This window comes from Klebsiella sp. 141162 (genome assembly GCF_050600755.1).
Taxonomy (GTDB): domain Bacteria; phylum Pseudomonadota; class Gammaproteobacteria; order Enterobacterales; family Enterobacteriaceae; genus Klebsiella; species Klebsiella aerogenes.
Genome location: NZ_JAQIRI010000001.1, coordinates 871,692 through 895,471 on the forward strand (window position 1 = coordinate 871,692; position 23,780 = coordinate 895,471).

The following is a 23,780-nucleotide window of genomic DNA, read 5'->3' on the forward strand; positions in this document are numbered from 1 at the left end:
ATGCAGATATTAAAAAAACAGCTTTCGGTCAACAGCTACCCGTTCACCTTAACGCAGGCCATCATATTTACCTTAGTTACGACAATTATCGTCGTGCTGCTGACGACATATGCTTTTCTCTACTACGAGGGTTATGCTTTTTTTGATGAGGTGAGTGCTGATATTCTGCGCGCGAAAAGAGTCAATATCGAGGAAGTTATCCACGATTATATTGATGTTCCCGTACAAGCGAATGCGATACTGGTCCATGCCATTGGGCGCCAATCCAGTGCGGCGATCCCGGTTCGCAGTTTGATTGGGGAAATGGTCAATACCACCAATAACGTATTCAGCAACAAACATTATCTCAATCTGGTTGAATTTGGCGCGGTGAACGGCGATTTCCTTCAGGCGGCACATGGTAAAGTCGCGTCGAATGATTATCTTGCGGTAAAAGATGCGCGAACAGCTCATCATCTGACGGTGTATAGTCATCTCACTGTGAATTCATTGGTAAAAGCGGTGCTACCGGATTATCAAATAACGCAGCGCGATTGGTATGCGGCGGTGGCTAAAGACCAGAGTCCGCACTGGACAAAACCTTTTCGTGATTATGAATATGATAATGAAATTGGCGTGGCGTTCAGTTCACCGGCTTTCAACCGCGCCGGACAGTTTGTTGGCGTAGTGGCCAGCGAGTTGCACCTCAACGAATTAAATAAAAGCTTGGAAAAATTCAAACCTCATCCAGACAGTATTTTACTTATTGTTAATGAAAGTAATGAGTTAATTTCCTCATCCGTCCCCTCGTTGACCCGAAGTATGCTGGCGGGAGGAAAACATTCGAGCCTTAATCTGCCCACGCTGGAGAACACCCATTTACCGGTGCTAGTGGCCGCGAGTCGTATCTTAAAAGCACACCAGCAATCCGGAGTGCATTTTTTCACCTCCGGCAACGAGGAATATTACATTGATGCTTTCCCTATCACCGATCGTGATGGTTTATTACACTGGACAGGGATCGTGATTAGTCCGGCGAGAATGATTACTCGTACCATAATAAAATATATAGCCATCACTATGGGCATGTTGTTTATCATTTTTTCGCTTGGTCTGCTGGTGGTGTTTTGTGGCTTATCCCGCGCGGTTAAGCCACTTCGGGATATCGTACGTAAAGCAGAACAACTGGTGACTCACCGCTGGTTGCCTCCCGATAATAAGCGTCATTTCCCGGAAATTGCCTCTCTGGAAACTACTTTCATGGCGCTGTCGTACCAGTTAGCGGAAAGCTTCGACGCTCAGCGGCGCGAAATAGAGGAAGATCAACCAACGGGCTTATTGACGCGGGCCGGATTATTACGGCAAGCATCGTTATATCAAAGCAGAAATTTACTTGCGTTGCTGCATATCAGCAACATGAACACGGTTATCAATTCATTAAGTACGGAGTATGGTGAAAAATTCATCAGCGATTATATTCTTCGCCTGCGTAATTTGTTGCCGACGAATACGCTGATCGCCCGCGATAAAGTGGATAAGCTTATCGTGGTTTTTCCAGGGCAAACTCAGCCAAAAGAGCGTCGGCGCTACAGCGAACTGCTTTCCTCACTGTTTATCGACGTCAAAAATGAAGCGTCTCTTACGGCAAACAAATACGTTTATACCGGGAATATAGGCTTGGTTACGGCTGAGATCCGCGAAGAGAATATTGAACAAACGCTGCGTGAGGCGTGGATTGCCCTACGCCATGCGCAGAAGCAGGGAAATGGCGTCGCGACATTTTTCAGCGGTGAGATGCATGAGGCCGAGCTTTATAATATCCAACTTCATGAGTCTCTTCATGACGCGATCCAGCATCATGAATTTCATCTGGTGCTGCAGCCGATTGTGGATTTACAGGATCAGAGCGCTTTTCAGGAAGGAGAGTGCTTGCTTCGCTGGTGCTCTGAAGCGGAAGGGGAAATTCCACCCGATCGTTTCATTCCCCTGGCGGAAGAGAGTGGGCTGATAATCCCGTTAGGGCGCTGGATTATTGAAGAGGCCTGTCGTGAACTCTCCGCTATGATTCGCCGTGGGGCGCCGGCGAACTTTATACTGCATATCAACGTATCGGCGATTCAGCTTCTGCAACAGGATTTTGCCTGGCATTTAATGGATGTTATCTATCGTCATGGTCTGGTCACGGGCAATATTTGTCTTGAGATAACCGAACGGTTACTGATGAATGATGCTGCCAGAATTAGTCGAATGATTGCTTATCTGCGCCGCCATGGTATTGCCGTAGCGCTGGATGATTTTGGCGTCAATTTATCCAGTTTGCCTTATTTACACACGCTGTCATTTGATAGCATCAAAATTGACCGCCGGCTGATTTGCCAATTTGCCGATGAGGATAAAGCAGAATCGATGATTGCATCGTTGATTGTGCTGGCTCAGGGTTTTAAGGTGCCCGTTGTTGCTGAGGGTATTGAAGATGAGGCGATAAAAAACCAGTTACGCGACCTCGGCTGCCAGAAAGCGCAAGGTTACCTGTTTGGTCATCCTGCGCCATTTACCATTTTTCCATCCCGGCAAGTTCCTTGACGGCGGATGATGAGCAATAGACGGAGAAATGTATCGCAGTGAAGCATTCATTTTGAAGTTAGTGTAGTATGTTCGCCCACGCAGGCGCGCGCGCTGTTTTACAGCGCTGACGAATGGCGCCTTAAATTGTGTAAAGTGTTTATATAACAACAGGTTGGTGTTTTTAATGACCTGTTGTCGCCAAAGCATATCAGACGCCTGGGAAGGCGACACCTAAAGGAAGCTCTATGAGCGAGAAATTACAGAAAGTGCTGGCTCGTGCTGGCCATGGCTCCCGCCGTGAAATTGAAACTATCATCGAAGCTGGCCGCGTCAGCGTGGATGGTAAGGTCGCAACCCTCGGCGATCGCGTAGAAATCGTACCTGGTTTGAAAATTCGTATCGACGGTCATCTTATTTCGGTAAAAGAATCTGCCGAGCAGATTTGCCGGGTATTGGCCTATTACAAACCAGAAGGCGAACTCTGCACCCGTAACGACCCGGAAGGGCGCCCGACGGTATTTGACCGTCTGCCAAAACTGCGCGGCGCGCGCTGGATCGCGGTAGGTCGCCTTGATGTGAACACCTGCGGCCTGCTGCTGTTTACCACCGATGGTGAACTGGCGAACCGTTTGATGCACCCAAGCCGCGAAGTCGAGCGTGAGTACGCCGTTCGCGTTTTCGGCCAGGTTGATGAAGACAAACTGCGCCAGCTGGCGCGTGGGGTACAGTTAGAAGATGGCCCTGCAGCATTTAAAACGATTAAGTTCACCGGCGGTGAAGGGATCAACCAATGGTATAACGTCACTCTGACCGAAGGCCGCAACCGCGAAGTGCGTCGCCTGTGGGAAGCGGTCGGCGTTCAGGTTAGCCGTCTTATCCGCGTACGCTACGGCGATATTCTGCTGCCGAAAGGCCTGCCGCGCGGCGGCTGGACGGAACTGGATTTGGCTCAGACCAACTATCTGCGTGAACTGGTGGAGCTGCCGGCTGAAACCGAAAGCAAAGTGGCGGTGGAGAAAGATCGCCGTCGCATGAAAGCGAATCAGATTCGCCGTGCCGTCAAGCGTCATAGCCAGACCAGCGGCAATCCGCGTCAGGGTAATAACGGTAACCGCCGTTCCAGCACCCGCAACAAGACTAACGGCTAATGCTGTCCGTTCCGGCGGTCTCCCGCCGGAACGCTCCTCCTTTATCCCTTCGCTTGTGACATTTTTCACACTTTTGCATAAAGACAAGAAACAGGAATTACGCAGACAAATAACGCAAAGTGATGTTATTAGCGTCGCCATATACTGTCGGCACTGATTACAAAACAGGTAGCCCGCAATGAGTACAACAACAAAGTTATCGGCAAGCTATGTGGTCATCGGCGTAAAAGAAAAGATAGGCTATGGCTTAGGTGATTTCGCCTCTAATTTATCGTTCGGTTTTGTCTCTTTATTCCTACTGTTTTTTTATACGAATATTTATGGCATCAGCGCGGTACAAGCGAGCCTGATCTTTGTGATTGCCCGGGTGATTGACGCAATATTTAATATCCTGATTGGCTTTGCAATTGATAAGACGCAGAGTAAATATGGCAAACTGCGTCCCTGGCTATTATATGGTGCGATACCGTTAGGTTTTTTAACCGTGCTGTGTTTTGTGCCGTTTGGCGGGGAGGCTAAATTTTATTTCGCGCTTGCTTCTTATACCATTTATTGTCTGGCCTATACGGCGGTTAACACGCCTTATTCGGCATTGACCAACCGCCTGACGCAGCATGAAGCCTCGCGCTCGTCGCTGTCGGTATACCGCTTTGTGTTGGCGATTGTCGGCTATCTGATTGTTTCCACTACCGCCGACTGGCTGATTTCGCCTTTTAACGATAAACAAATGGGCTATGTCTTTGCCGTTTCCTGTTTTGCGCTGTTAGCGACTTTTATGTTTCTTGCCTGTTTTGCCTTGACCACGGAGCGAGTTGGCGAAGAGGATAAAATGAATGCGCCGACGCTTCGTGAAATGTTCCGTGCGGTATTAGGTAATGCACCACTAATTCATCTGTCATTATTTACCGTATTTTTCTATATCGCTTATACCGTATGGATGGCGATCGCCATTTACTTTATTAAATACATCATCGGCAGCGAAGGTTTCACCGCTACTTTCTTCATGGTTCAGTCAGGCGCTTATATCATTGGTACCATTGTTTCCGAGAAAGTGATTGCGCTAATGGGGAAAAAGAAAATGGCGCTACTGGCATTGTTAATTGGCGTGCTGGGAGTGCTGATGCAATATTTTATCGCCGGTAATAATCTGTGGCTGATAATGATTGGCGTGTGCCTTTACAGCATTACGCTAGGCATGGGCTTTGTCGCCATGTGGTCGATGATTGCCGACACCGTCGAATATGCTGAATGGCATCACGGCGTACGCTCTGAAGGCGCAATCTACGGTTTCTTTAACTTCATCACCAAAATTGCGATGGCGATTGGCGGCGGTTGTGCGGGCTGGATGCTGGATCTCTATCACTATGATGCGGGTAATGTGACCAGCGATGCAATTAATGGCATCAATATTCTGATGACGCTTTTCCCCGGCGCGATGTTCGCCATCAGCGCCATCTTCGTGGCCTGCTATTCGTTGGATGAAAAAACCTATCGCGATATTGTGCAAAAAATCAGCCTGCGTAAGCAAAATGCGCTTTAACCTCAAGGAGTCAGAGAGATGAATAACGATTTTAGTACCCTTATCGCCGCCATGACGGCAGAGGAAAAAGTGGCGCTGCTGACCGGCAGCGGCCTGTGGCGCACGGCTTCGTTGCCGCAGCATGGTATCCCCGATATCGTGATGACCGATGGTACCTACGGCGTGCGCTATAGCAGCGCGCAAATAGATGGTAATGAAAAGTGGAGCATGGATGACTTCATCTCGGTGATTACTCAAACCGCCGACCAGGCCAGCGCCGATGAGCCTGTCGCGAAGGGCGGCAGTGAAGCGTTGTTCAGCGCCTCGCTGCCGGCCACCTGTTTTCCGAATGGCTCCAGTCTGGCCTGTAGCTGGGATATTGAACTGGTACGGGAGATGGGGGAAGCGCTGGGTCGCGAATGCCAACAGATGGGGGTGGGCATTCTATTGGGGCCGGGAATTAACATTCGGCGCACCCCGCTGGCTGGACGCGGCTATGAATACTACTCTGAAGACCCGATCGTCAGCGGTGATATCGCCGCGGCGCTAATTAACGGCTTACAGGCCGAAGGCGTCGGCGCCAGCCTTAAACATTTTGCCGCCAATAACTCCGAGTATCGGCGTACCGAAATGGATTCGATTATTGAGGAGAGAGCGCTGCGTGAAATCTATCTCGCCGGATTTCAACGAGCGATTGCCAAATCCCGGCCGTGGACGGTGATGTCTTCTTATAACCGTCTTAATGGCGTCCAAACATCGCAGGATCCGTTCTTACTGACCCAGGTATTGCGTGATGAATGGGGATATGACGGTCTGGTGATGTCCGACTGGTACGGTATTAAAGACCGTCCGGCATCGCTGCTTGCCGGCAACGACCTGGCGATGCCGGAAACCCGCCGGGACAAACAAACCCTGCTGGCGGCCATCACCTGCGGCGAGGTACCGATGTCGGTGGTTGACCGGGCTTGTTTGCGGATGCTGGAGCTGGTCGATAAAGTACAACGACATCGCCGGCCGCAAATGCGCGCTGACTTTGCCGCACACCATGCGTTATCGCAGCGTTTAGCGGCAGAATCCATCGTATTGCTGAAAAATGAAGACAACCTGCTGCCGCTGAAACCACATAAAACCCCGCGCATCGCGGTGATCGGTAAGCCCGCACAGGAGCCGGTTATTCAGGGCTCAGGTTGTGCCACCACGGTTCCGTATTTGCTCGACCGTCCGCTGGATGAGATTTTCGATCTTGCCGGGGACGACTTTAAGGTCACGTGGTCGCCGGGCGCGCCAGACGACAACCAAAGCGACGAGCAGGCTCTGGCGCAGGCGCGCGATGTTGCCGGGGCCGCCGACGTGGCAGTGGTTTTTGTCAGCACGGCGGTTGGCGAAGATGGCGAAAATGGCGATCGCCAGGATCTGAATATTCTCCCCGCGCACGAACAGCTGATCCGCGAGGTCGCTGCGGTACAGCCGAACGTGGTGGTGGTGTTGGCCAACAGCGATGCGGTGGTGATGCCATGGCTTGGCGAATGCCGGGCGCTGCTGGAAACTTTCTTCGCCGGACAGGGGATGGGGCGCGCCGTTGCTGAAATTCTCTTCGGTAAGCGCAACCCCTGCGGTAAGCTGACCGTCACGGTGCCAAATACGCTCGAAGAGACGCCCGCCTGGCTGCAGTATCCTGGGGAAAACCTGCGCCATCATTATGGCGAAGGGCTATTTGTCGGCTATCGCTATTATGATAAACGCCGCCTTACGCCTCTTTTCCCGTTTGGCTTTGGCCTGAGCTATACCCAATTCAGCTATGCCAATCTTTCGCTTTCCACAGCGCGGCTTGCCGAAGGCGACACCCTGTATGTAGCGTTTGATTTAACGAATACCGGCGACTATGAGGGCAAAGAGATTGTACAGCTGTACGTTGCGGCCCCGAAGGGGGAGCTTATCCGCGAGGTTCGCGCGCTGAAAGCCTTTAGCAAAGTGCCGTTGCTGGCAGGAGAAACGCGTCGGGTCGAGCTCGCACTGCCTGTCGCTGATTTAGCCTGCTATCATCCGGGGCTGGCGGATTGGCTGGTGACCCCTGGGCAGTGGCAAATCTACGTGGGCGCTTCGTCACGCGATCTTCCATTAACGGCAAGCGTTGAGATTGATTGCCCTGCGCGCTACGTACCGCTGCGCGACGACAATTCTCTCCAGCAGCTTATTCAACAGCCGGAAGCCTTTGCCCGCGTGGTGACGCTGATATCGGCGAAAAGCGGTGTAGCGCCAGACCTGGTACGGGAAAAGCTTATCCGCCTGGCCCCGGATCTGTTCTGTGGTTTGCTGATTGCATTGACTGAATTCCTGGCGCTGGATATCGATCGCGATGAACTCAATGCCGTGCTGGCGGGTCATCAATAAACAAAAGTTCAGGAGGTAATCCGTGTTCCCGTTTTCAGTGACGCATCCTCGTCAGGTAACGCAAAGCGGGCAGCCGGCGACCAATAGCGGCTACGAGCTGATCGCCTTCGACGCCGAGAAACTCAACGTCTTTGCCGCCGAGGTACGCTACTGCGAACCTCACTGGCACCCGGCGCCGGAGCTTATCACCGTCCTTCATGGCGGTTTTACGCTGGCCGTCGGTCAGCGGGAGTGGCTATTGCGCGAGGGCGATATGCTGTATATCAACGCGGAGGAAGTGCATTCACTCAGCGCGGAGGTGGCCGGTAGCCAGCTGGTCACCGTGCAATTTTCGCCAGGTCTGTTTGATGAAATGCATCCCTCTCCACGGCTGGAGTGGTGTACCGCCGGACGTATTGCGCAGAACGCGGATTGGCAGGTGCGCCAGCGGCTAACGGCGCTGCTGCAACAGCTCGTCGATAACCGTACGCCATTCCAGCGCATCGCGGCGATTTATTTACTGCTTGATGCGCTGGTGACGGCAGGGGAGCCGCAGGAGCGCGAAGAGAGCTCGCTACGCGAAGAGTCGATGATTAAAAAAGGCATTGATTATATTAATCTGCATTACGATCGGCCACTGACGTTGAGCGAAGTGGCCGAGCACAGCGGCATGAGCTATTCGTGGTTTTCCCGGCTGTTTAAGCGGGTGAGTCGTTACAACTTTAAAGAGTATCTGACCCTGGTACGGCTGAATAAGGCCCGTAATCTGCTGCGGGATACGCGTACGCCGATAACCGAAATCAGCCATAGCTGCGGTTTTCAGGAGCACAAATACCTGATCGCCGCCTTTAACAAATACTGCGGACTGACGCCGACCGAGTACCGTAAACGCTTTGTTTCGCGGCAAAACGTCCTCGACCAGCAGCTGGCGCTCGGCGAGGACTGTGTATGCCTGCCATTAAACGGCCAACTGCTGGCGCGGCTGGCGGTTAGTAATCAATCCCCATCTGCGCTTTAACCCCCGCGTCAAAGGCATGCTTTATCGGGCGTAGCTCGCTGACGGTATCGGCTAACTCGATAATTTCGCGATGGCAGCCGCGCCCGGTAATCATCACCGTTTGGTGCGCAGGGCGGTTTCTCAGCGCCGTCAGCACCTCTTCCAGCGGCAGATAGTCATAGGCCACCATGTAGGTAAGTTCATCCAGTAGTACCAGATCCAGGCTGTCGTCGGCCAGCATACGCCGCCCGTGCTGCCAGACATCGAGGCAGGCAGCGGTATCGCTTTCGCGATTTTGCGTATCCCAGGTAAATCCAGTGGCCATTACCTGAAACTCGACGCCGTGCGGCTCCAGTAAATTACGCTCGCCGTTAGGCCAGGTACCTTTGATGAATTGCACCACGCCGGCTTTTTTGCCGTGTCCAACCGCGCGGGTGACGGTACCGAAGGCGGCGGTAGTTTTGCCTTTGCCGTTTCCGGTAAATACCATGATCAGCCCGCGTTCTTGCTGGGCGGCGGCGACCCGCGCATCGACTTTGTCTTTTACCCGCTGCTGGCGCTCGCGGTAACGTTGATCGCTCATTGGGATATCCCTGGTTTACGCCCTGGCTGGGCATCAAAGGTCATACCGGTTTTACGTCGGCTATCGTCGCCCATCAGCCATAAATAGACCGGCATGATATCGGCAGGGGTTTTCAGCTTTTGCGGATCTTCGGTCGGGAAAGCGCTGGCGCGCATTTTGGTGCGCGTCCCGCCAGGATTAATACAATTTACCCGCAGATGACGGCTTTGGTACTCTTCGGCCAGTACCTGCATCATCCCTTCGGTGGCGAATTTCGAGGCCGCGTAAGCGCCCCAGTTGGCGCGGCCCTGGCGGCCAACGCTGGAAGAGGTAAACACCAGCGAACCGGAATCAGACTTGAGTAATAAAGGAAGAAGCGCCTGGGTGAGCATAAAAGTGCCATTAACGTTCACCTGCATCACCTGCTGCCATACCTCAGGATCCTGCTGGTCCATCGGACATACGTCGCCAAGCAGGCCCGCGTTGTGCAATACGCCGTCGAGACGCGGGTAGTGAATGGCGATTTTCTGCGCCAGTTGCTGGCACTCCTGCGGCGTGCAGGTCAACAGGTCGAGAGTGAACCAGCGTGCCGCAATACCGCCAGCCTGTTCAATTTCTTGCGCGACGCCGCGCAGCTTTTCTTCATTGCGGCCGACCAGTACCACGCTTGCGCTGTAGCGCGCATAGGTAAGGGCGGCTTCACGGCCGATGCCGTCGCTGGCGCCGGTGACCAGAATGATACGGTCTTTAAGTAGGTGATACTGCGGTTGATAGTGCACGGCGACTCCTCTGCTGGCCTGCTTATGGCCACATCTTATTCGGTATCTTACTTTTGCGCTTTATGCCTCAAACGATTGATGATTGCAATCAGTCAAAGGGAAACTCTTCGCAGAATTAATATCTTGCAACGATTTCATTGCGACAAAAAAAACGGGAATGCGCCTCGCAGCGCACGGAAAGCGCAGAGACTTGATGATAAAGGCTGATGTACACTGTGCGTCAACGTCAGTGCTTTACACAAGGTGAAAACGTGGAATTACTTGCTCAATACGGCTTATTTTTAGCCAAGGCTGCGACTATCGTCGTTGCCATTGCGGTTATCGCCGCCATTATCGTTAATCTGACTCAGCGTAAGAAGCAGCGCGGCGAGCTGCGGGTGACGAATCTTAGCGAGCAATATAAGGAGATGAAAGAAGAGCTGGCGGTGGCGCTGCTGGATGGCCCGCAGCAAAAACTCTGGCATAAAGCGCAGAAGAAAAAGCATAAGCAGGAAGCCAAGGAGGCCAAAGCGCGGGCAAAATTGGGCGCCGCGGAGCCCAGCGGCAAGGCGCGTATCTGGGTGCTGGATTTTAAAGGCAGCATGGATGCCCACGAGGTAAGCGGCCTGCGCGAAGAAATTACGGCGGTGCTGGCTTCGGCGAAGGCGCGCGACCAGGTGGTGGTGCGTCTGGAAAGCCCCGGCGGGGTGGTTCACGGCTATGGCCTGGCTGCATCGCAGCTGCAGCGCTTACGTGATAAACAGATCCCACTGACGGTTGCGGTCGATAAGGTCGCTGCCAGCGGCGGCTATATGATGGCCTGCGTGGCGAACAAAATCGTCTGCGCGCCGTTTGCTATCCTCGGCTCGATTGGCGTAGTGGCGCAGATCCCCAACATCAATCGCTTCCTGAAAAACAAAGACATCGATATTGAACTCCATACCGCCGGGCAATATAAACGCACGTTAACCATGTTGGGTGAAAACACCGAGGAAGGCCGGCAGAAATTCCGCGAAGATCTCAATGAAACCCATCAGCTTTTTAAAGATTTCGTACATCAGATGCGCCCGTCGCTGGATATCGAAAAGGTAGCGACCGGCGAGCACTGGTACGGCGTGCAGGCGCTGGAAAAAGGGCTGGCGGATGCGGTACAGACCAGCGATGAACTCCTGTTGAGCATGATGGATAACCATGAAGTCATTAGCGTGCGTTATCAGCAGCGTAAGAAGTTGCTCGATCGCGTTACCGGTAGCGCGGCAGAAAGCGCGGACCGTCTATTACTTCGCTGGTGGCAGCGTGGGCAAAAGCCCTTAATGTAAGATAAAACAACGCGAGGCTGATACCTCGCGTTGCTGTTTCTGGCTGGCTTAAGCCGAGAGCCGGCCCATCAATGACTGGCTATTAATCAACCAGGTGATACTTATCTGACAACTCATGAGCGAGATACTTGAACATGTTAAATACCGCGGTGCTCTTCGCTGTCGGCAAACCTTGCTCATCAAGATAAAACTCGCCGCTGAACACCAAAACCCCGTTACGCTGAACGACGTTGGTGGCTTCAATTCCGGCTAACGTATCTTCATGATCGCGAATGAGTTGATTGGCAATTTCAAGTAACGCCTGGCGTTCGATGGGTTGGGTTGTACCTTGCATAACGGACTCCTGTAGTTCTTCGCCGGTAGTCTACGCCGCGAGAGGGCAACGGGCAAATTTTCCATTGATTGTGCAGGGGTAATTGCAACTGGCTAAGAAACATCACTTTACTGGCGGAGTTGGCTTTTGCATGCTAATAAAGTTGCGTAACGAATTTTATCAGGTACAGTGTGACGCTTTCAGCGATCTGGCAACAGATTTGCTTGACATTCGGCCAAAAATTCTTCGTGCTATGCAACCTGGCTCGCTAAAGCCAGCAAACTCAGCTATCTGGTTTTATGGATGTGAAACTGGGCGTGCAGAGGGTTGATATCCATCGACGTGGCCGCAACATATCAGGCACGTCGCTAGTGGATGGTGAATCAATGTGCGATGTATTCCTGGATGAATTAAATTAGGTAAAGGTGAATATGGGTAAAGCTCTCGTTATCGTTGAGTCCCCGGCAAAAGCCAAAACGATCAATAAGTATCTGGGTAATGACTACGTGGTGAAATCCAGCGTCGGTCATATCCGCGATTTGCCGACCAGTGGCTCAGCTTCCAAAAAGAGCGCCGACTCTACCTCCACCAAAGGGGCTAAAAAGCCTAAAAAGGATGAACGTGGCGCTCTGGTCAACCGCATGGGTGTAGACCCATGGCACGACTGGAATGCGCATTATGAAGTACTTCCGGGTAAAGAAAAGGTAGTTTCAGAACTCAAACAGTTGGCGGAAAAAGCCGACCACATCTATCTCGCAACCGACCTTGACCGCGAAGGGGAAGCCATTGCCTGGCACCTGCGGGAAGTTATCGGTGGTGATGAGCAACGGTACAGCCGCGTGGTGTTCAACGAAATCACCAAAAACGCGATTCGTCAGGCCTTTGAGAAGCCGGGCGAGCTGAATATCGATCGTGTTAATGCCCAGCAGGCGCGCCGCTTTATGGACCGCGTGGTGGGGTATATGGTTTCTCCACTGCTGTGGAAAAAAATTGCCCGCGGTCTGTCCGCTGGCCGCGTGCAGTCTGTCGCAGTCCGCCTGGTCGTTGAGCGCGAACGCGAAATTAAAGCCTTCGTTCCGGAAGAGTTCTGGGAGATCGACGCCAGTACTACCACGCCGGGCGGTGACGCGTTACCGTTGCAGGTGACTCACAAGAATGACAAGCCGTTCCGTCCGGTTAACCGTGACGAAACCATGGCGGCCGTCGCGCTGCTGGAAAAAGCGCGATATAGCGTGCTGGAGCGCGAAGATAAGCCGACCAGCAGCAAGCCGGGCGCGCCGTTTATCACCTCCACGCTGCAGCAGGCCGCCAGTACCCGTCTTGGCTTCGGCGTGAAGAAAACCATGATGATGGCCCAGCGTCTGTATGAGGCCGGTCATATTACCTACATGCGTACCGACTCTACCAATCTGAGTCAGGATGCGTTGAATATGGTACGCGGCTATATCGGCGATAACTTCGGCAAAAAATACCTGCCTGAAAGCGCGAATCAGTACGCCAGCAAAGAAAACTCGCAGGAAGCGCACGAAGCGATTCGTCCTTCTGACGTGAATGTGATGGCGGAATCGCTGAAAGACATGGAAGCCGATGCGCAGAAGTTATATCAACTGATTTGGCGTCAGTTCGTCGCCTGTCAGATGACGCCGGCAAAATACGACTCAACCACCCTGACGGTACAGGCTGGCGAGTTCAAACTAAAAGCCCGCGGTCGTACGCTGCGCTTTGACGGCTGGACGAAAGTGATGCCAGCGCTGCGTAAAGGCGATGAAGACCGGACGTTACCGGTGGTCAATCAGGGCGACAGCCTCAGCCTGGTGGAACTGACACCTGCGCAGCACTTCACTAAACCGCCTGCGCGTTTCAGCGAAGCCTCGCTGGTAAAAGAGCTGGAAAAACGCGGCATCGGTCGTCCGTCCACTTATGCGTCGATCATTTCGACCATCCAGGACCGCGGCTATGTACGCGCCGAGAATCGCCGCTTTTACGCTGAAAAAATGGGTGAAATCGTCACCGACCGTCTGGAAGAAAACTTCCGCGATCTGATGAACTACGATTTTACCGCACAGATGGAAGACCGCCTCGATCAGGTGGCCAATCATCAGGCCGAGTGGAAACAGGTGCTTGATAACTTCTTTGGCGATTTCACTTCCCAGCTACAAACGGCTGAGAAGGATCCTGAAGAAGGCGGTATGCAGCCGAACCCAATGGTGCTGACCAGCATCGACTGTCCGACCTGCGGGCGTAAAATGGGCATTCGTACCGCCAGTACCGGGGTATTCCTCGGCTGCTCTGGCTACGCTTTGTCGCCGAAAGAGCGTTGCAAAACCACCATTAACCTGGTACCGGAAAACGAAGTTCTCAACGTGCTGGAAGGCGATGATGCCGAAACCAACGCGCTGCGCGCTAAACGTCGCTGTCAGAAATGCGGCACCGCGATGGACAGCTACCTTATCGATCCGAAGCGTAAACTGCATGTCTGCGGTAACAACCCGACCTGCGACGGCTACGAGATTGAAGAGGGCGAGTTCCGTATCAAAGGCTATGACGGCCCTATCGTGGAGTGTGAGAAATGTGGTTCCGAAATGCACCTCAAAATGGGGCGTTTTGGTAAGTACATGGCTTGCACCAACGACGAATGTAAAAATACGCGTAAGATCCTGCGTAATGGCGAAGTGGCTCCGCCGAAGGAAGATCCGGTGCCTTTACCGGAACTGCCCTGCGAGAAGTCCGACGCTTATTTCGTCCTGCGCGATGGCGCGGCGGGCGTTTTCCTGGCGGCAAACACCTTCCCGAAATCACGTGAAACACGTGCGCCGTTAGTGGAAGAGTTGTACCGCTTCCGCGATCGTCTGCCTGAAAAGCTGCGTTATCTGGCCGATGCGCCGCAGCAGGATCCTGAGGGCAATAAAACGCTGGTACGCTTTAGTCGTAAGACCAAGCAACAGTACGTTTCCTCCGAGAAAGAGGGTAAAGCGACCGGCTGGTCCGCCTTCTTTATCGACGGTAAATGGACTGAAGCGAAAAAGTAACCTTCTGAATGGGCCGCGATGCGGCCCATTCTTTCTTCGATTTTCCTCGCACTACCGCCTCGTCATTGTCGCTTTATAACCGACTTATTATTTTTTGTTACCATCTATACACTGTAGATATAAATGATATAGTGGTTATAGCGAATCACTTTTTTATTATTAAATCGTCTTATACACCATCGGTCTCAGCACGCGTTGTGGCGCAGGTTCGGCGTGCCGCAGGGCATCTCTGGCATTTTGCCGCCGGCAGGCAGCAGTCTGAACGTAATGGGTATTAAGCGGATTCATTTGACGCGTTTACGGATATCAGCCATGAAACTACAGCAACTCCGCTACATCGTTGAGGTTGTTAACCATAACCTGAATGTCTCCTCTACCGCCGAAGGCTTGTATACTTCACAGCCTGGCATCAGCAAGCAGGTACGCATGCTGGAAGATGAGTTGGGAATTCAGATATTTGCCCGCAGCGGTAAGCATTTAACTCAGGTCACTCCAGCCGGTCAGGAAATTATTCGCATCGCGCGTGAAGTGTTATCTAAAGTTGAGGCCATTAAATCCGTGGCAGGCGAGCACACCTGGCCGGATAAGGGCTCGTTGTACGTTGCCACCACCCATACGCAGGCGCGTTATGCGCTCCCTGGAGTGATTAAAGGCTTTATTGAGCGTTATCCTCGGGTCTCTTTGCATATGCATCAGGGGTCGCCGACGCAGATTGCAGAAGCGGTTTCGAAGGGTAATGCCGACTTTGCCATTGCTACCGAAGCGCTGCATCTGTACGACGATTTGGTGATGCTGCCGTGCTATCACTGGAACCGTTCAATTGTGGTGACGCCGGACCACCCGCTCGCTTCGAAAGGTTCGGTGACCATTGAAGAGCTGGCGCAGTATCCGCTGGTAACTTATACCTTCGGCTTCACCGGACGTTCTGAGTTGGATACCGCGTTTAATCGCGCCGGGCTTACTCCACGTATCGTCTTCACGGCGACTGATGCCGATGTCATCAAAACCTATGTGCGCTTAGGGCTTGGCGTTGGAGTTATTGCCAGCATGGCGGTCGATCCCGTGTCCGATCCAGACCTGGTAAAACTCGATGCCAATGGTATTTTCAGCCACAGCACCACCAAGATAGGCTTCCGCCGAAGCACCTTCCTCAGAAGTTATATGTATGATTTTATTCAACGTTTTGCGCCGCATTTGACGCGAGATGTGGTCGATACGGCCGTGGCGCTACGTTCGAATGAGGATATAGAGGCCATGTTCAAAGATATTAAACTGCCGGAAAAATAATCGAATTGATAAATGGCATTTCCTCCGGGGAGTGCCATTTTCTATTATGGACCTTATCAGAACTTATAAACCTCGTTGTAATCACATTTCTACGGATTTTCACTTCGTTATTTCTCCAATATACCCGCTGCGATCAAAATAACGGTTAAAAGCCTTTTACCTGTTCCTGAATTAGCTGGATCTATTTTATATATCTTATTAAGATTTATCTGTACCTGATGATTTTAGCAATTGGTGGTGATGAAATGATAAACAATATCGATTATGCAAAGCTCGCGATGTCGTATGAACGTCACAAAGCGGAAATCGATCCAACGCTGCGCAGTCAGGTCTGGGGCTCACTACTGATGGGGCTTAGCGCTTTCTGGTGCATCGTTGCATTATTCATCTGGATTATTAGCTAAAGCAGTTTATCAGAGAAGGTTATATTTCACTTTTGTGACAAAAGGAGGTTGGTAAAATTAGCACCCGGAATTGTGGAACACGGTGGAAGAAATTATTTTCCGACTTATCAGCTTTAAATGTTAATCCATCCTGAGCTAATCATTGTCTATCCGTGATTAGCTCTTTTTCTTTTCCCGTTCAGTGAATAGGTTCGGAACTTACTCAACCTCATCAAATATCTCCGTGCTGTAACACTGTTATCTTCAAAATTTCTGAACTGTATGGTTTTGTCAATTTTAGCAATTTGAGTTGTTATCAAAGTGTTATGTCAAGTTTGTGTTATCTTTAATAAAGACCCTGAGGAGTTCAGGGCATGCATCCCTGTGATAAAGGAGGAGCTATGTCGTCAACACTACGAGCAGCCAGTAAGGATACGCTACAGGTCAAAGACAAAACCTACCATTACTACAGCCTGGCGCTGGCCGCTAAACAACTGGGCGATCTCACCCGACTGCCCAAATCCCTCAAAGTTCTGCTTGAAAACCTCCTGCGCTGGCAGGATGGCGAGTCGGTGACGGAACAAGATATTCAGGCGCTGGCCGGCTGGCTGCAGAAAGCGCATGCCGACCGCGAAATAGCCTATCGTCCGGCGCGCGTATTGATGCAGGATTTTACCGGCGTACCGGCGGTGGTCGATTTAGCCGCCATGCGTGAAGCGGTAAAACGGCTGGGCGGCGATACGGCAAAGGTGAATCCGCTCTCGCCGGTTGACCTGGTGATTGACCACTCGGTAACGGTGGACCGTTTTGGTAATGAAAACGCCTTTGAAGATAACGTGCGCCTTGAAATGGAGCGGAACCACGAACGTTATGCTTTCCTGCGCTGGGGGCAGCAGGCCTTCAGCCGCTTTAGCGTTGTGCCGCCGGGAACCGGGATCTGCCACCAGGTGAACCTTGAATATCTCGGCCGTGCCGTGTGGAGCGAACTACAGGATGGCGAATGGGTGGCTTACCCGGATACGCTGGTGGGTACCGATTCGCACACCACCATGATTAACGGTCTGGGCGTATTAGGGTGGGGCGTCGGCGGGATTGAAGCGGAAGCGGCGATGCTTGGGCAGCCGGTATCCATGCTTATACCTGATGTCGTCGGTTTCAAGCTGACCGGTAAACTGCGTGAGGGGATCACCGCGACTGACCTGGTGCTGACAGTGACCCAGATGCTGCGCAAACATGGTGTGGTTGGCAAGTTCGTAGAATTCTACGGCGACGGTCTCGACTCGTTACCGCTGGCCGACCGGGCAACCATTGCGAATATGTCGCCAGAATATGGCGCGACCTGCGGCTTCTTCCCGATCGATGCGGTAACCCTCAGCTATATGCGCCTGAGCGGGCGCAGCGAAGAGCAGGTGGCATTGGTTGAAGCTTATGCCAAAGCGCAGGGGATGTGGCGCCAGACGGGCGATGAGCCGGTATTTACCAGCACCCTGGCGCTGGATATGGGTACGGTTGAGGCCAGCCTCGCCGGGCCGAAACGGCCGCAGGACCGCGTCGCGTTGGGCGATGTGCCGAAAGCGTTTGCCGCCAGCAACGAACTGGAAGTGAATCAAACGCAAAAATCGCGTCAGTCGGTTGATTACACTCTCAATGGGCAACGCTATTCGCTGCCGGAAGGCGCGGTGGCGATTGCGGCAATCACTTCATGTACCAATACTTCCAACCCGAGCGTGTTGATGGCCGCCGGCCTGCTGGCGAAGAACGCCGTTGAGCGTGGCCTGAAACCGCAGCCGTGGGTGAAAGCCTCGCTGGCGCCGGGTTCGAAAGTGGTTTCTGATTATCTGGCGCATGCGGGGTTGACGCCTTATCTCGATGAATTGGGCTTTAACCTCGTAGGGTATGGTTGTACAACCTGTATCGGTAACTCCGGGCCGCTGCCGGAACCTATCGAAGAGGCAATTAAAAAGGGTGACCTGACCGTGGGGGCGGTGCTCTCCGGTAACCGCAACTTCGAAGGTCGTATCCATCCGCTGGTGAAAACCAACTGGCTGGCGTCGCCACCGCTGGTCGTGGCCTATGCGCTGGCTGGCAATATGAACATTGACCTGACCCGTGAACCGCTTGGGGTTGGTAAAGACGGTAAGCCGGTGTTCCTGAAAGATATCTGGCCGAGCGGCGAGGAGATTGCTCGCGCGGTGCAGCAGGTTTCCACCGACATGTTCCGTAAAGAATATGCCGAAGTCTTCGAAGGTACCGAGGAGTGGAAAGCTATTCAGGTAGACCGTTCCGATACCTATCGCTGGCAGGATGACTCTACCTATATTCGCCTGTCGCCATTCTTTGATGAGATGGGCGTTGAGCCGAAACCGGTAGAAGATATTCACGGCGCGCGGATCCTGGCGATGTTAGGCGATTCGGTGACTACCGACCATATCTCTCCGGCAGGAAGTATCAAGGCAGACAGCCCTGCAGGACGCTATTTGCAGGAGCACGGCGTGGCGCGCGCCGATTTCAACTCTTATGGTTCACGACGTGGCAACCATGAGGTGATGATGCGCGGTACCTTTGCCAATATTCGTATCCGTAACGAAATGGTGCCGGGCGTGGAAGGGGGGATGACGCGTCATTTACCAGACACGCAGCCTGTTGCCATCTACGATGCGGCTATGCTGTATAAAGCTGAGGGCACGCCTCTGGCGGTGATTGCCGGTAAAGAATATGGTTCAGGTTCCAGCCGCGACTGGGCGGCAAAAGGGCCGCGTCTGTTGGGCGTGCGGGTAGTGATTGCCGAGTCCTTCGAGCGTATTCACCGCTCCAACCTTATTGGCATGGGGATATTACCGTTGGAGTTTCCGCAAGGCGTGACGCGTAAAACGCTACAGCTGACCGGCGAAGAGCGGATCGATATCAGTAACCTGCAGGCGCTGCATCCTGCGGCAACGGTTCCAGTCACCATCACCCGCGCCGATGGACAGCAGGAGGTCATTCAGTGTCGCTGTCGTATCGATACCGCGACTGAACTTACCTACTATCAGAATGACGGCATTCTGCATTATGTGATTCGTAATATGCTGTAAAAGAAAGGGCCAGCGAATGCTGGCCCTGATTCATTCTGGAGCTGACTTATTTATTCAGCAGATGCCCCATCTTGGCCGCTTTGGTATCCAGGTAGTGTTCGTTTTTCGGGTTACGGCCGACGATGAGCGGAACGCGTTCGACGATATTGATTCCCGCCTCGGTCAGAATTTCGACTTTCTTCGGGTTGTTGGTCAACAGTCGAACCTGCTCAACGCCGAGCAGTTTGAACATATCGGCGCACAGCGTAAAATCGCGCTCATCGGCGGCAAAGCCTAGCTGGTGGTTGGCTTCGACGGTATCGTAACCTTGATCCTGAAGCGCGTAGGCGCGAATTTTATTCAGCAAACCGATATTTCGGCCTTCCTGACGATGATAAAGCAGGATCCCGCGCCCCTCTTCAGCGATGTGCGACAGCGCCGCTTCCAGCTGAAAACCGCAATCACAACGCAGACTAAAAAGGGCATCGCCCGTCAGACATTCTGAGTGTACGCGAGCCAGTACCGGGGCTTGCCCCGAAATATCGCCATACACCAGCGCGACATGATCCTGCCCGGTTGCCAGTTCTTCAAAGCCCACCATCAGGAAATCGCCCCAGGGGGTTGGCAGTTTGGCTTCTGCCACACGTTTAAGCTGCATGTGATTCTCCAGATTCTGACAGCACCTGAATGTGCTTTCTGTTTACTACTATTTTGCCACAACGCCGCGACGTTCTCCTAATTACCAACGACCGCCTGCGCGGAAAGCGCACAAACGATCTACTTTCCGTTATGATATTCAGAAGGAAAGAGAAGGAGATATGATGCTGTTGATTGCCAAAAGGACCGCCATCGGGGCGGCGCTATTGCTTGTTATGCCCGTTATAGTCTGGCTCTCCGGCTGGCAGTGGCAGCCGGGTCAAGCCCCGGCCATGTTGAAAATGTGGTACTGGGTGACTGAAACCGTCACCCAGCCGTGGGGAATAATTACTCATGTAGCGCTATTTGGCTGGTTTTTGTGGTGTTTACGGTTTCGTCTGCGCGAAGCGCTGGTGCTGTTTCTCATTCTCGGCGCCGCCATCCTGGCAGGTCAGGGGCTTAAATCCTGGATCAAAGAACGGGTGCAGGAACCACGGCCGTTTGTGATTTGGTTGGAAAGAACCCAACAGGTACCGGTGGCGCAATTCTATGAGTTAAAACGTAAAGAACGCGCTAAACTGGTGCATGAGCAATTGGCTGAACAACAGACAATACCGGGATTCTTGCGTAAACACTGGCAAAAAGAGACCGGTTTTGCCTTTCCGTCCGGCCATACCATGTTTGCCGCCAGCTGGGCGCTGCTGGGGGTAGGACTGTTGTGGCCACGTCGGCGCTGGGTGACTATCGGCCTGCTGTTGGGATGGGCTACAGCGGTCATGGGCAGCCGTCTGGCGTTAGGCATGCACTGGCCGCAGGATCTTATCGTGGCGACCAGCCTTTCCTGGCTGCTGGTTACCGCGGCGACCTGGCTCACGCAGCGTTTTTGCGGCCCGTTAACCCCGCCTGTCGAAGAGGCGACGGATATCAAAAAACGCGCAACCTGACGCCGTTTATGTTGAATTTCGCGACACCTGGCCGCATATCATGACGGGTGTCATGCTTTTCCATTTCACCACTGCGGTGAAAATGATACTTTATAGGGCTTGAACGCGTTTTACTCGCGCAACCCACAGAACGGGAAGTCATGTGAAATATTTACTTATTTTCTTACTGGTGTTAGCTATCTTCGTCATTTCTGTGACGCTGGGTGCGCAAAACGACCAACTGGTCACGTTCAACTATTTGCTCGCGCAGGGTGAATTCCGCATCTCCACGTTGCTGGCGGTGTTATTCGCTGCCGGGTTTGCGATTGGCTGGCTGATTTGCGGCCTGTTCTGGCTGCGGGTTCGTGTATCGCTGGCGCGCGCCGAACGTAAAATTAAACGCCTGGAGCAGCAGATCGCGCCAGTGACCGTAGCGCCTGCTGATGCCGGCGTCCCTGCGGTCAAGGAATAACCTTCTATGCTGGAGTTGTTGTTTCTGCTTCTTCCCGTTGCCGCTGCCTATGGATGGTATATGGGGCGCAGGAGCGCACAACAGTCCAAACAGGACGATGCTAGTCGCCTGTCGCGTGATTACGTGGCCGGGGTCAACTTCCTGCTGAGCAATCAGCAGGACAAAGCCGTAGATCTGTTCCTCGATATGTTAAAAGAGGATACCGGCACCGTTGAAGCCCACTTGACCCTTGGCAACCTGTTTCGTTCGCGTGGTGAAGTCGACCGCGCCATCCGCATTCACCAAAGCCTGATGGAGAGCGCCTCTCTCACCTACGATCAGCGCCTGCTTGCCGTCCAACAGCTGGGGCGCGATTACATGGCCGCCGGCCTGTACGATCGCGCGGAAGATATGTTCAAGCAGCTGGTGGATGAAACCGACTTCCGCCTGGGCGCGCTACAGCAACTGCTACAAATCTACCAGCTAACCAGCGATTGGCAGTCCGCGATTGAAGTCGCCGAAAGGCTGGTAAAATTGGGCAAAGAGAAACATCGCAGCGATATCGCCAACTTCTGGTGTGAGCTGGCGCTGCAGCAGATGGCCAGTAACGATCTCGATAAAGCAATGACGCTGCTGAAAAAAGGCGCGTCAGCGGACCGTAACAGCGCCCGCGTCTCGATTATGATGGGGCGCGTGTGGATGGAAAAAGGCGACTACGCGAAAGCGGTAGAAAGCCTGGAACGGGTGATTGGCCAGGATAAAGAACTGGTTGGTGAAACCCTGGAAATGCTGCAAACCTGTTATCAGCAGTTGGGTAAGCATGAGGAGTGGGAAGCGTTCCTGCGCCGCTGTGTCGAAGAGAACACCGGGGCGACCGCGGAGCTTATGCTGGCGCAAATTATCGAGCAGCAGGAAGGCGCCGAGGCCGCACAGAGCTATGTGACTCGCCAGTTGGAACGCCACCCGACGATGCGCGTGTTCCATAAACTGATGGACTACCATCTTAATGAGGCGGAAGAAGGGCGCGCGAAGGCGAGCCTGGGGGTTCTGCGCAACATGGTTGGCGAGCAGGTGCGGAGCAAACCGCGTTACCGCTGCCAGAAGTGCGGTTTTACTTCCCACACCCTGTACTGGCACTGCCCGTCCTGCCGTTCGTGGGCGACTATCAAGCCGATTCGCGGCCTTGATGGCCAGTAACATCTAAAAAAAACCTGCCTTTAGTTACAACATACTTATCTGTATTTTACCGTATCCGCTTCTGTTGCCACGTGCCCGCTTTTGTCTGTAGCCGGGCAAAACCAGCCTGTCATTTTCCCTACTTCGCAGGTAGAATGCTGCCCGTTTACCTTTTTTGCGCCGTGCAGGCGCCCATCAACAATTAAGGTCCGGTCATGACGTCTACTGCTAGCTCTTCTCCTCGCGTTATCACATCTTCTCCCGTGGTTGTTGCGCTTGATTATGATAACCGCGATAAGGCGTTAGCCTTTGTTGATCGAATCGATCCGCGCGATTGCCGGTTGAAGGTAGGTAAGGAGATGTTCACGCTGCTGGGCCCGCAGTTTGTTCGCGACCTGCACCAGCGCGGCTTTGAAGTATTCCTCGACCTGAAGTTCCACGATATCCCGAACACCACCGCACGCGCGGTCGCCGCCGCCGCAGAGCTTGGCGTATGGATGGTAAACGTCCACGCTTCCGGCGGCGCGCGTATGATGACTGCCGCCCGCGAGGCGCTGCTGCCGTTTGGGAAAGAGGCGCCGTTACTGATAGCGGTCACCGTACTGACCAGCATGGAGGCCAGCGATTTACAGGATCTCGGTATTACGCTTTCTCCAGCCGATCATGCTGCTAAACTGGCGGCGCTAACCAAACGCTGTGGTCTCGACGGCGTCGTCTGCTCAGCGCAGGAAGCCGTCCGCTTTAAACAAGAGTTAGGACAAGAATTTAAGTTAGTTACCCCAGGGATCCGCCCCACAGGCAGTGATGCTGGCGACCAACGCCGGATTATGACTCCGGAACAGGCGCAGCAGGCGGGGGTTGATTATATGGTAATCGGCCGACCGGTTACCCAGTCAGCCGATCCGGCTGCAACGCTTGCGGCGATCAACGCGTCGCTGAAATTGGAGGCGTAATGAGCGATTCTAACAGCCGCCTGGTTTACTCTACCGAGAGCGGACGTATCGAAGAGCCGAAAGCGGCGCCGCAAAGAGCGAAGGGCGATGGTATTGTGCGTATTCAACGCCAGACCAGCGGGCGCAAAGGGAAGGGCGTCTGCCTGATTACCGGTATCGATCTCGATGATGACGCGCTGGCGAAGTTGGCCGCTGAGCTGAAAAAGAAATGCGGCTGCGGCGGTTCACTGAAAGATGGAGTGATTGAAATTCAGGGTGATAAACGCGACTTGCTGAAATCACTGCTGGAAGCCAAAGGGATGAAAGTGAAATTAGCGGGTGGCTAAGATAATTTCTGCGAAATAAACAACAAGGCCACG

The 23,780-nt window shown here is 53.2% G+C and carries 19 protein-coding genes; 15 read left to right on the top strand and 4 right to left on the bottom strand.

What is annotated here, in order from left to right:
* The 5 genes from PGR23_RS04105 to PGR23_RS04125 all read left to right on the top strand — a co-directional run bounded on the left by PGR23_RS04105 (window position 1) and on the right by PGR23_RS04125 (window position 8,599).
* Window positions 1-2,562, top strand: a complete 2,562-nt coding sequence (locus PGR23_RS04105) for an EAL domain-containing protein (protein ID WP_396279607.1) — start codon at window positions 1-3, stop codon at window positions 2,560-2,562.
* A gap of 227 nt (window positions 2,563-2,789) precedes the next feature.
* Window positions 2,790-3,692 (top strand): 23S rRNA pseudouridine(2605) synthase RluB, encoded by a 903-nt coding sequence (rluB, locus tag PGR23_RS04110; RefSeq protein ID WP_045393170.1) that lies wholly within the window; start codon window positions 2,790-2,792, stop codon window positions 3,690-3,692.
* A gap of 178 nt (window positions 3,693-3,870) precedes the next feature.
* Window positions 3,871-5,232 carry an MFS transporter gene (locus PGR23_RS04115; protein ID WP_396279608.1) on the top strand — a complete coding sequence of 454 codons (1,362 nt, stop codon included), beginning with the start codon at window positions 3,871-3,873 and terminating at the stop codon, window positions 5,230-5,232.
* Between the two features lie 18 nt (window positions 5,233-5,250).
* Window positions 5,251-7,602 (top strand): beta-glucosidase family protein, encoded by a 2,352-nt coding sequence (locus PGR23_RS04120; RefSeq protein WP_320482693.1) that lies wholly within the window; start codon window positions 5,251-5,253, stop codon window positions 7,600-7,602.
* Window positions 7,603-7,624: 22 nt separating this feature from the next.
* Entirely contained in the window at window positions 7,625-8,599 is a 975-nt protein-coding gene (locus PGR23_RS04125) for a helix-turn-helix transcriptional regulator (protein ID WP_047050029.1), read from the top strand.
* On the opposite strand, the gene cobO is transcribed toward PGR23_RS04125, so the two are convergent.
* Both cobO and PGR23_RS04135 read right to left on the bottom strand, forming a co-directional pair.
* Window positions 8,571-9,161, bottom strand: a complete 591-nt coding sequence (cobO, locus tag PGR23_RS04130) for a cob(I)yrinic acid a,c-diamide adenosyltransferase (protein WP_045393160.1) — start codon at window positions 9,159-9,161, stop codon at window positions 8,571-8,573. The genes PGR23_RS04125 and cobO overlap by 29 nt on opposite strands.
* Window positions 9,158-9,919, bottom strand: coding sequence for a YciK family oxidoreductase (locus PGR23_RS04135; RefSeq protein WP_015366220.1), 762 nt, complete (start codon window positions 9,917-9,919; stop codon window positions 9,158-9,160). The genes cobO and PGR23_RS04135 overlap by 4 nt, the downstream gene beginning before the upstream one ends.
* 251 nt (window positions 9,920-10,170) lie before the next feature.
* Between PGR23_RS04135 and sohB the strand changes: the two genes are divergently transcribed.
* Window positions 10,171-11,217: a protease SohB gene (gene sohB / locus PGR23_RS04140; RefSeq protein ID WP_047045013.1), complete on the top strand. Its 1,047-nt coding sequence runs from the start codon at window positions 10,171-10,173 to the stop codon at window positions 11,215-11,217.
* Window positions 11,218-11,299: 82 nt separating this feature from the next.
* Here the strand turns inward: sohB and PGR23_RS04145 are convergent, their stop codons facing one another.
* Complete coding sequence (locus PGR23_RS04145; RefSeq protein WP_015366222.1) at window positions 11,300-11,551, bottom strand: YciN family protein; 252 nt, start codon at window positions 11,549-11,551, stop codon at window positions 11,300-11,302.
* A 410-nt stretch (window positions 11,552-11,961) separates the two neighbouring features.
* Here PGR23_RS04145 and topA point away from each other — a divergent pair, with 410 nt between their 5' ends.
* The 4 genes from topA (at window position 11,962) to acnA (ending at window position 19,303) form a co-directional block, all read left to right on the top strand.
* Window positions 11,962-14,559: a type I DNA topoisomerase gene (topA, locus tag PGR23_RS04150; RefSeq protein ID WP_045393156.1), complete on the top strand. Its 2,598-nt coding sequence runs from the start codon at window positions 11,962-11,964 to the stop codon at window positions 14,557-14,559.
* Window positions 14,560-14,871: 312 nt separating this feature from the next.
* A complete protein-coding gene (gene cysB / locus PGR23_RS04155) occupies window positions 14,872-15,846 on the top strand; it encodes an HTH-type transcriptional regulator CysB (RefSeq protein ID WP_015705738.1) in 975 nt (324 codons plus the stop codon).
* Between the two features lie 245 nt (window positions 15,847-16,091).
* Window positions 16,092-16,250: a YmiA family putative membrane protein gene (locus PGR23_RS04160; RefSeq protein WP_072056445.1), complete on the top strand. Its 159-nt coding sequence runs from the start codon at window positions 16,092-16,094 to the stop codon at window positions 16,248-16,250.
* 380 nt (window positions 16,251-16,630) lie between these two features.
* Window positions 16,631-19,303 carry an aconitate hydratase AcnA gene (gene acnA / locus PGR23_RS04165; RefSeq protein WP_316423407.1) on the top strand — a complete coding sequence of 891 codons (2,673 nt, stop codon included), beginning with the start codon at window positions 16,631-16,633 and terminating at the stop codon, window positions 19,301-19,303.
* Between the two features lie 46 nt (window positions 19,304-19,349).
* Here acnA and ribA read toward each other — a convergent pair whose 3' ends face one another.
* Window positions 19,350-19,940 carry a GTP cyclohydrolase II gene (gene ribA, locus PGR23_RS04170; protein WP_015366227.1) on the bottom strand — a complete coding sequence of 197 codons (591 nt, stop codon included), beginning with the start codon at window positions 19,938-19,940 and terminating at the stop codon, window positions 19,350-19,352.
* 163 nt (window positions 19,941-20,103) lie between these two features.
* On the opposite strand from ribA, the gene pgpB reads away from it, so the two are divergent.
* From pgpB to yciH, 5 genes are all read left to right on the top strand, one after another.
* A complete protein-coding gene (pgpB, locus tag PGR23_RS04175) occupies window positions 20,104-20,862 on the top strand; it encodes a phosphatidylglycerophosphatase B (protein ID WP_045393152.1) in 759 nt (252 codons plus the stop codon).
* 142 nt (window positions 20,863-21,004) lie between these two features.
* The gene (locus PGR23_RS04180) at window positions 21,005-21,313 is read left to right on the top strand and encodes a LapA family protein (RefSeq protein ID WP_045374686.1); all 309 of its coding nucleotides are present in this window, start codon (window positions 21,005-21,007) and stop codon (window positions 21,311-21,313) included.
* A gap of 6 nt (window positions 21,314-21,319) precedes the next feature.
* Entirely contained in the window at window positions 21,320-22,489 is a 1,170-nt protein-coding gene (lapB, locus tag PGR23_RS04185; RefSeq protein WP_045374683.1) for a lipopolysaccharide assembly protein LapB, read from the top strand.
* A gap of 194 nt (window positions 22,490-22,683) precedes the next feature.
* The gene (pyrF, locus tag PGR23_RS04190; RefSeq protein WP_045393148.1) at window positions 22,684-23,421 is read left to right on the top strand and encodes an orotidine-5'-phosphate decarboxylase; all 738 of its coding nucleotides are present in this window, start codon (window positions 22,684-22,686) and stop codon (window positions 23,419-23,421) included.
* Complete coding sequence (gene yciH / locus PGR23_RS04195; RefSeq protein WP_045393146.1) at window positions 23,421-23,747, top strand: stress response translation initiation inhibitor YciH; 327 nt, start codon at window positions 23,421-23,423, stop codon at window positions 23,745-23,747. The genes pyrF and yciH overlap by 1 nt, the downstream gene beginning before the upstream one ends.
* Window positions 23,748-23,780 lie beyond the last annotated feature (33 nt).

Excerpts from the sequence above, each read along its gene's own strand:
- PGR23_RS04105 (WP_396279607.1), top strand. The coding sequence starts at position 1 with ATGCAGATATTAAAAAAACAGCTTTCGGTCAACAGCTACCCGTTCACC.
- rluB (WP_045393170.1), top strand. The coding sequence starts at position 2,790 with ATGAGCGAGAAATTACAGAAAGTGCTGGCTCGTGCTGGCCATGGCTCC.
- PGR23_RS04115 (WP_396279608.1), top strand. The coding sequence starts at position 3,871 with ATGAGTACAACAACAAAGTTATCGGCAAGCTATGTGGTCATCGGCGTA.
- PGR23_RS04120 (WP_320482693.1), top strand. The coding sequence starts at position 5,251 with ATGAATAACGATTTTAGTACCCTTATCGCCGCCATGACGGCAGAGGAA.
- cobO (WP_045393160.1), bottom strand. The coding sequence starts at position 9,161 with ATGAGCGATCAACGTTACCGCGAGCGCCAGCAGCGGGTAAAAGACAAA.
- PGR23_RS04145 (WP_015366222.1), bottom strand. The coding sequence starts at position 11,551 with ATGCAAGGTACAACCCAACCCATCGAACGCCAGGCGTTACTTGAAATT.
- topA (WP_045393156.1), top strand. The coding sequence starts at position 11,962 with ATGGGTAAAGCTCTCGTTATCGTTGAGTCCCCGGCAAAAGCCAAAACG.
- cysB (WP_015705738.1), top strand. The coding sequence starts at position 14,872 with ATGAAACTACAGCAACTCCGCTACATCGTTGAGGTTGTTAACCATAAC.
- PGR23_RS04160 (WP_072056445.1), top strand. The coding sequence starts at position 16,092 with ATGATAAACAATATCGATTATGCAAAGCTCGCGATGTCGTATGAACGT.
- acnA (WP_316423407.1), top strand. The coding sequence starts at position 16,631 with ATGTCGTCAACACTACGAGCAGCCAGTAAGGATACGCTACAGGTCAAA.
- ribA (WP_015366227.1), bottom strand. The coding sequence starts at position 19,940 with ATGCAGCTTAAACGTGTGGCAGAAGCCAAACTGCCAACCCCCTGGGGC.
- pgpB (WP_045393152.1), top strand. The coding sequence starts at position 20,104 with ATGCTGTTGATTGCCAAAAGGACCGCCATCGGGGCGGCGCTATTGCTT.
- lapB (WP_045374683.1), top strand. The coding sequence starts at position 21,320 with ATGCTGGAGTTGTTGTTTCTGCTTCTTCCCGTTGCCGCTGCCTATGGA.
- pyrF (WP_045393148.1), top strand. The coding sequence starts at position 22,684 with ATGACGTCTACTGCTAGCTCTTCTCCTCGCGTTATCACATCTTCTCCC.
- yciH (WP_045393146.1), top strand. The coding sequence starts at position 23,421 with ATGAGCGATTCTAACAGCCGCCTGGTTTACTCTACCGAGAGCGGACGT.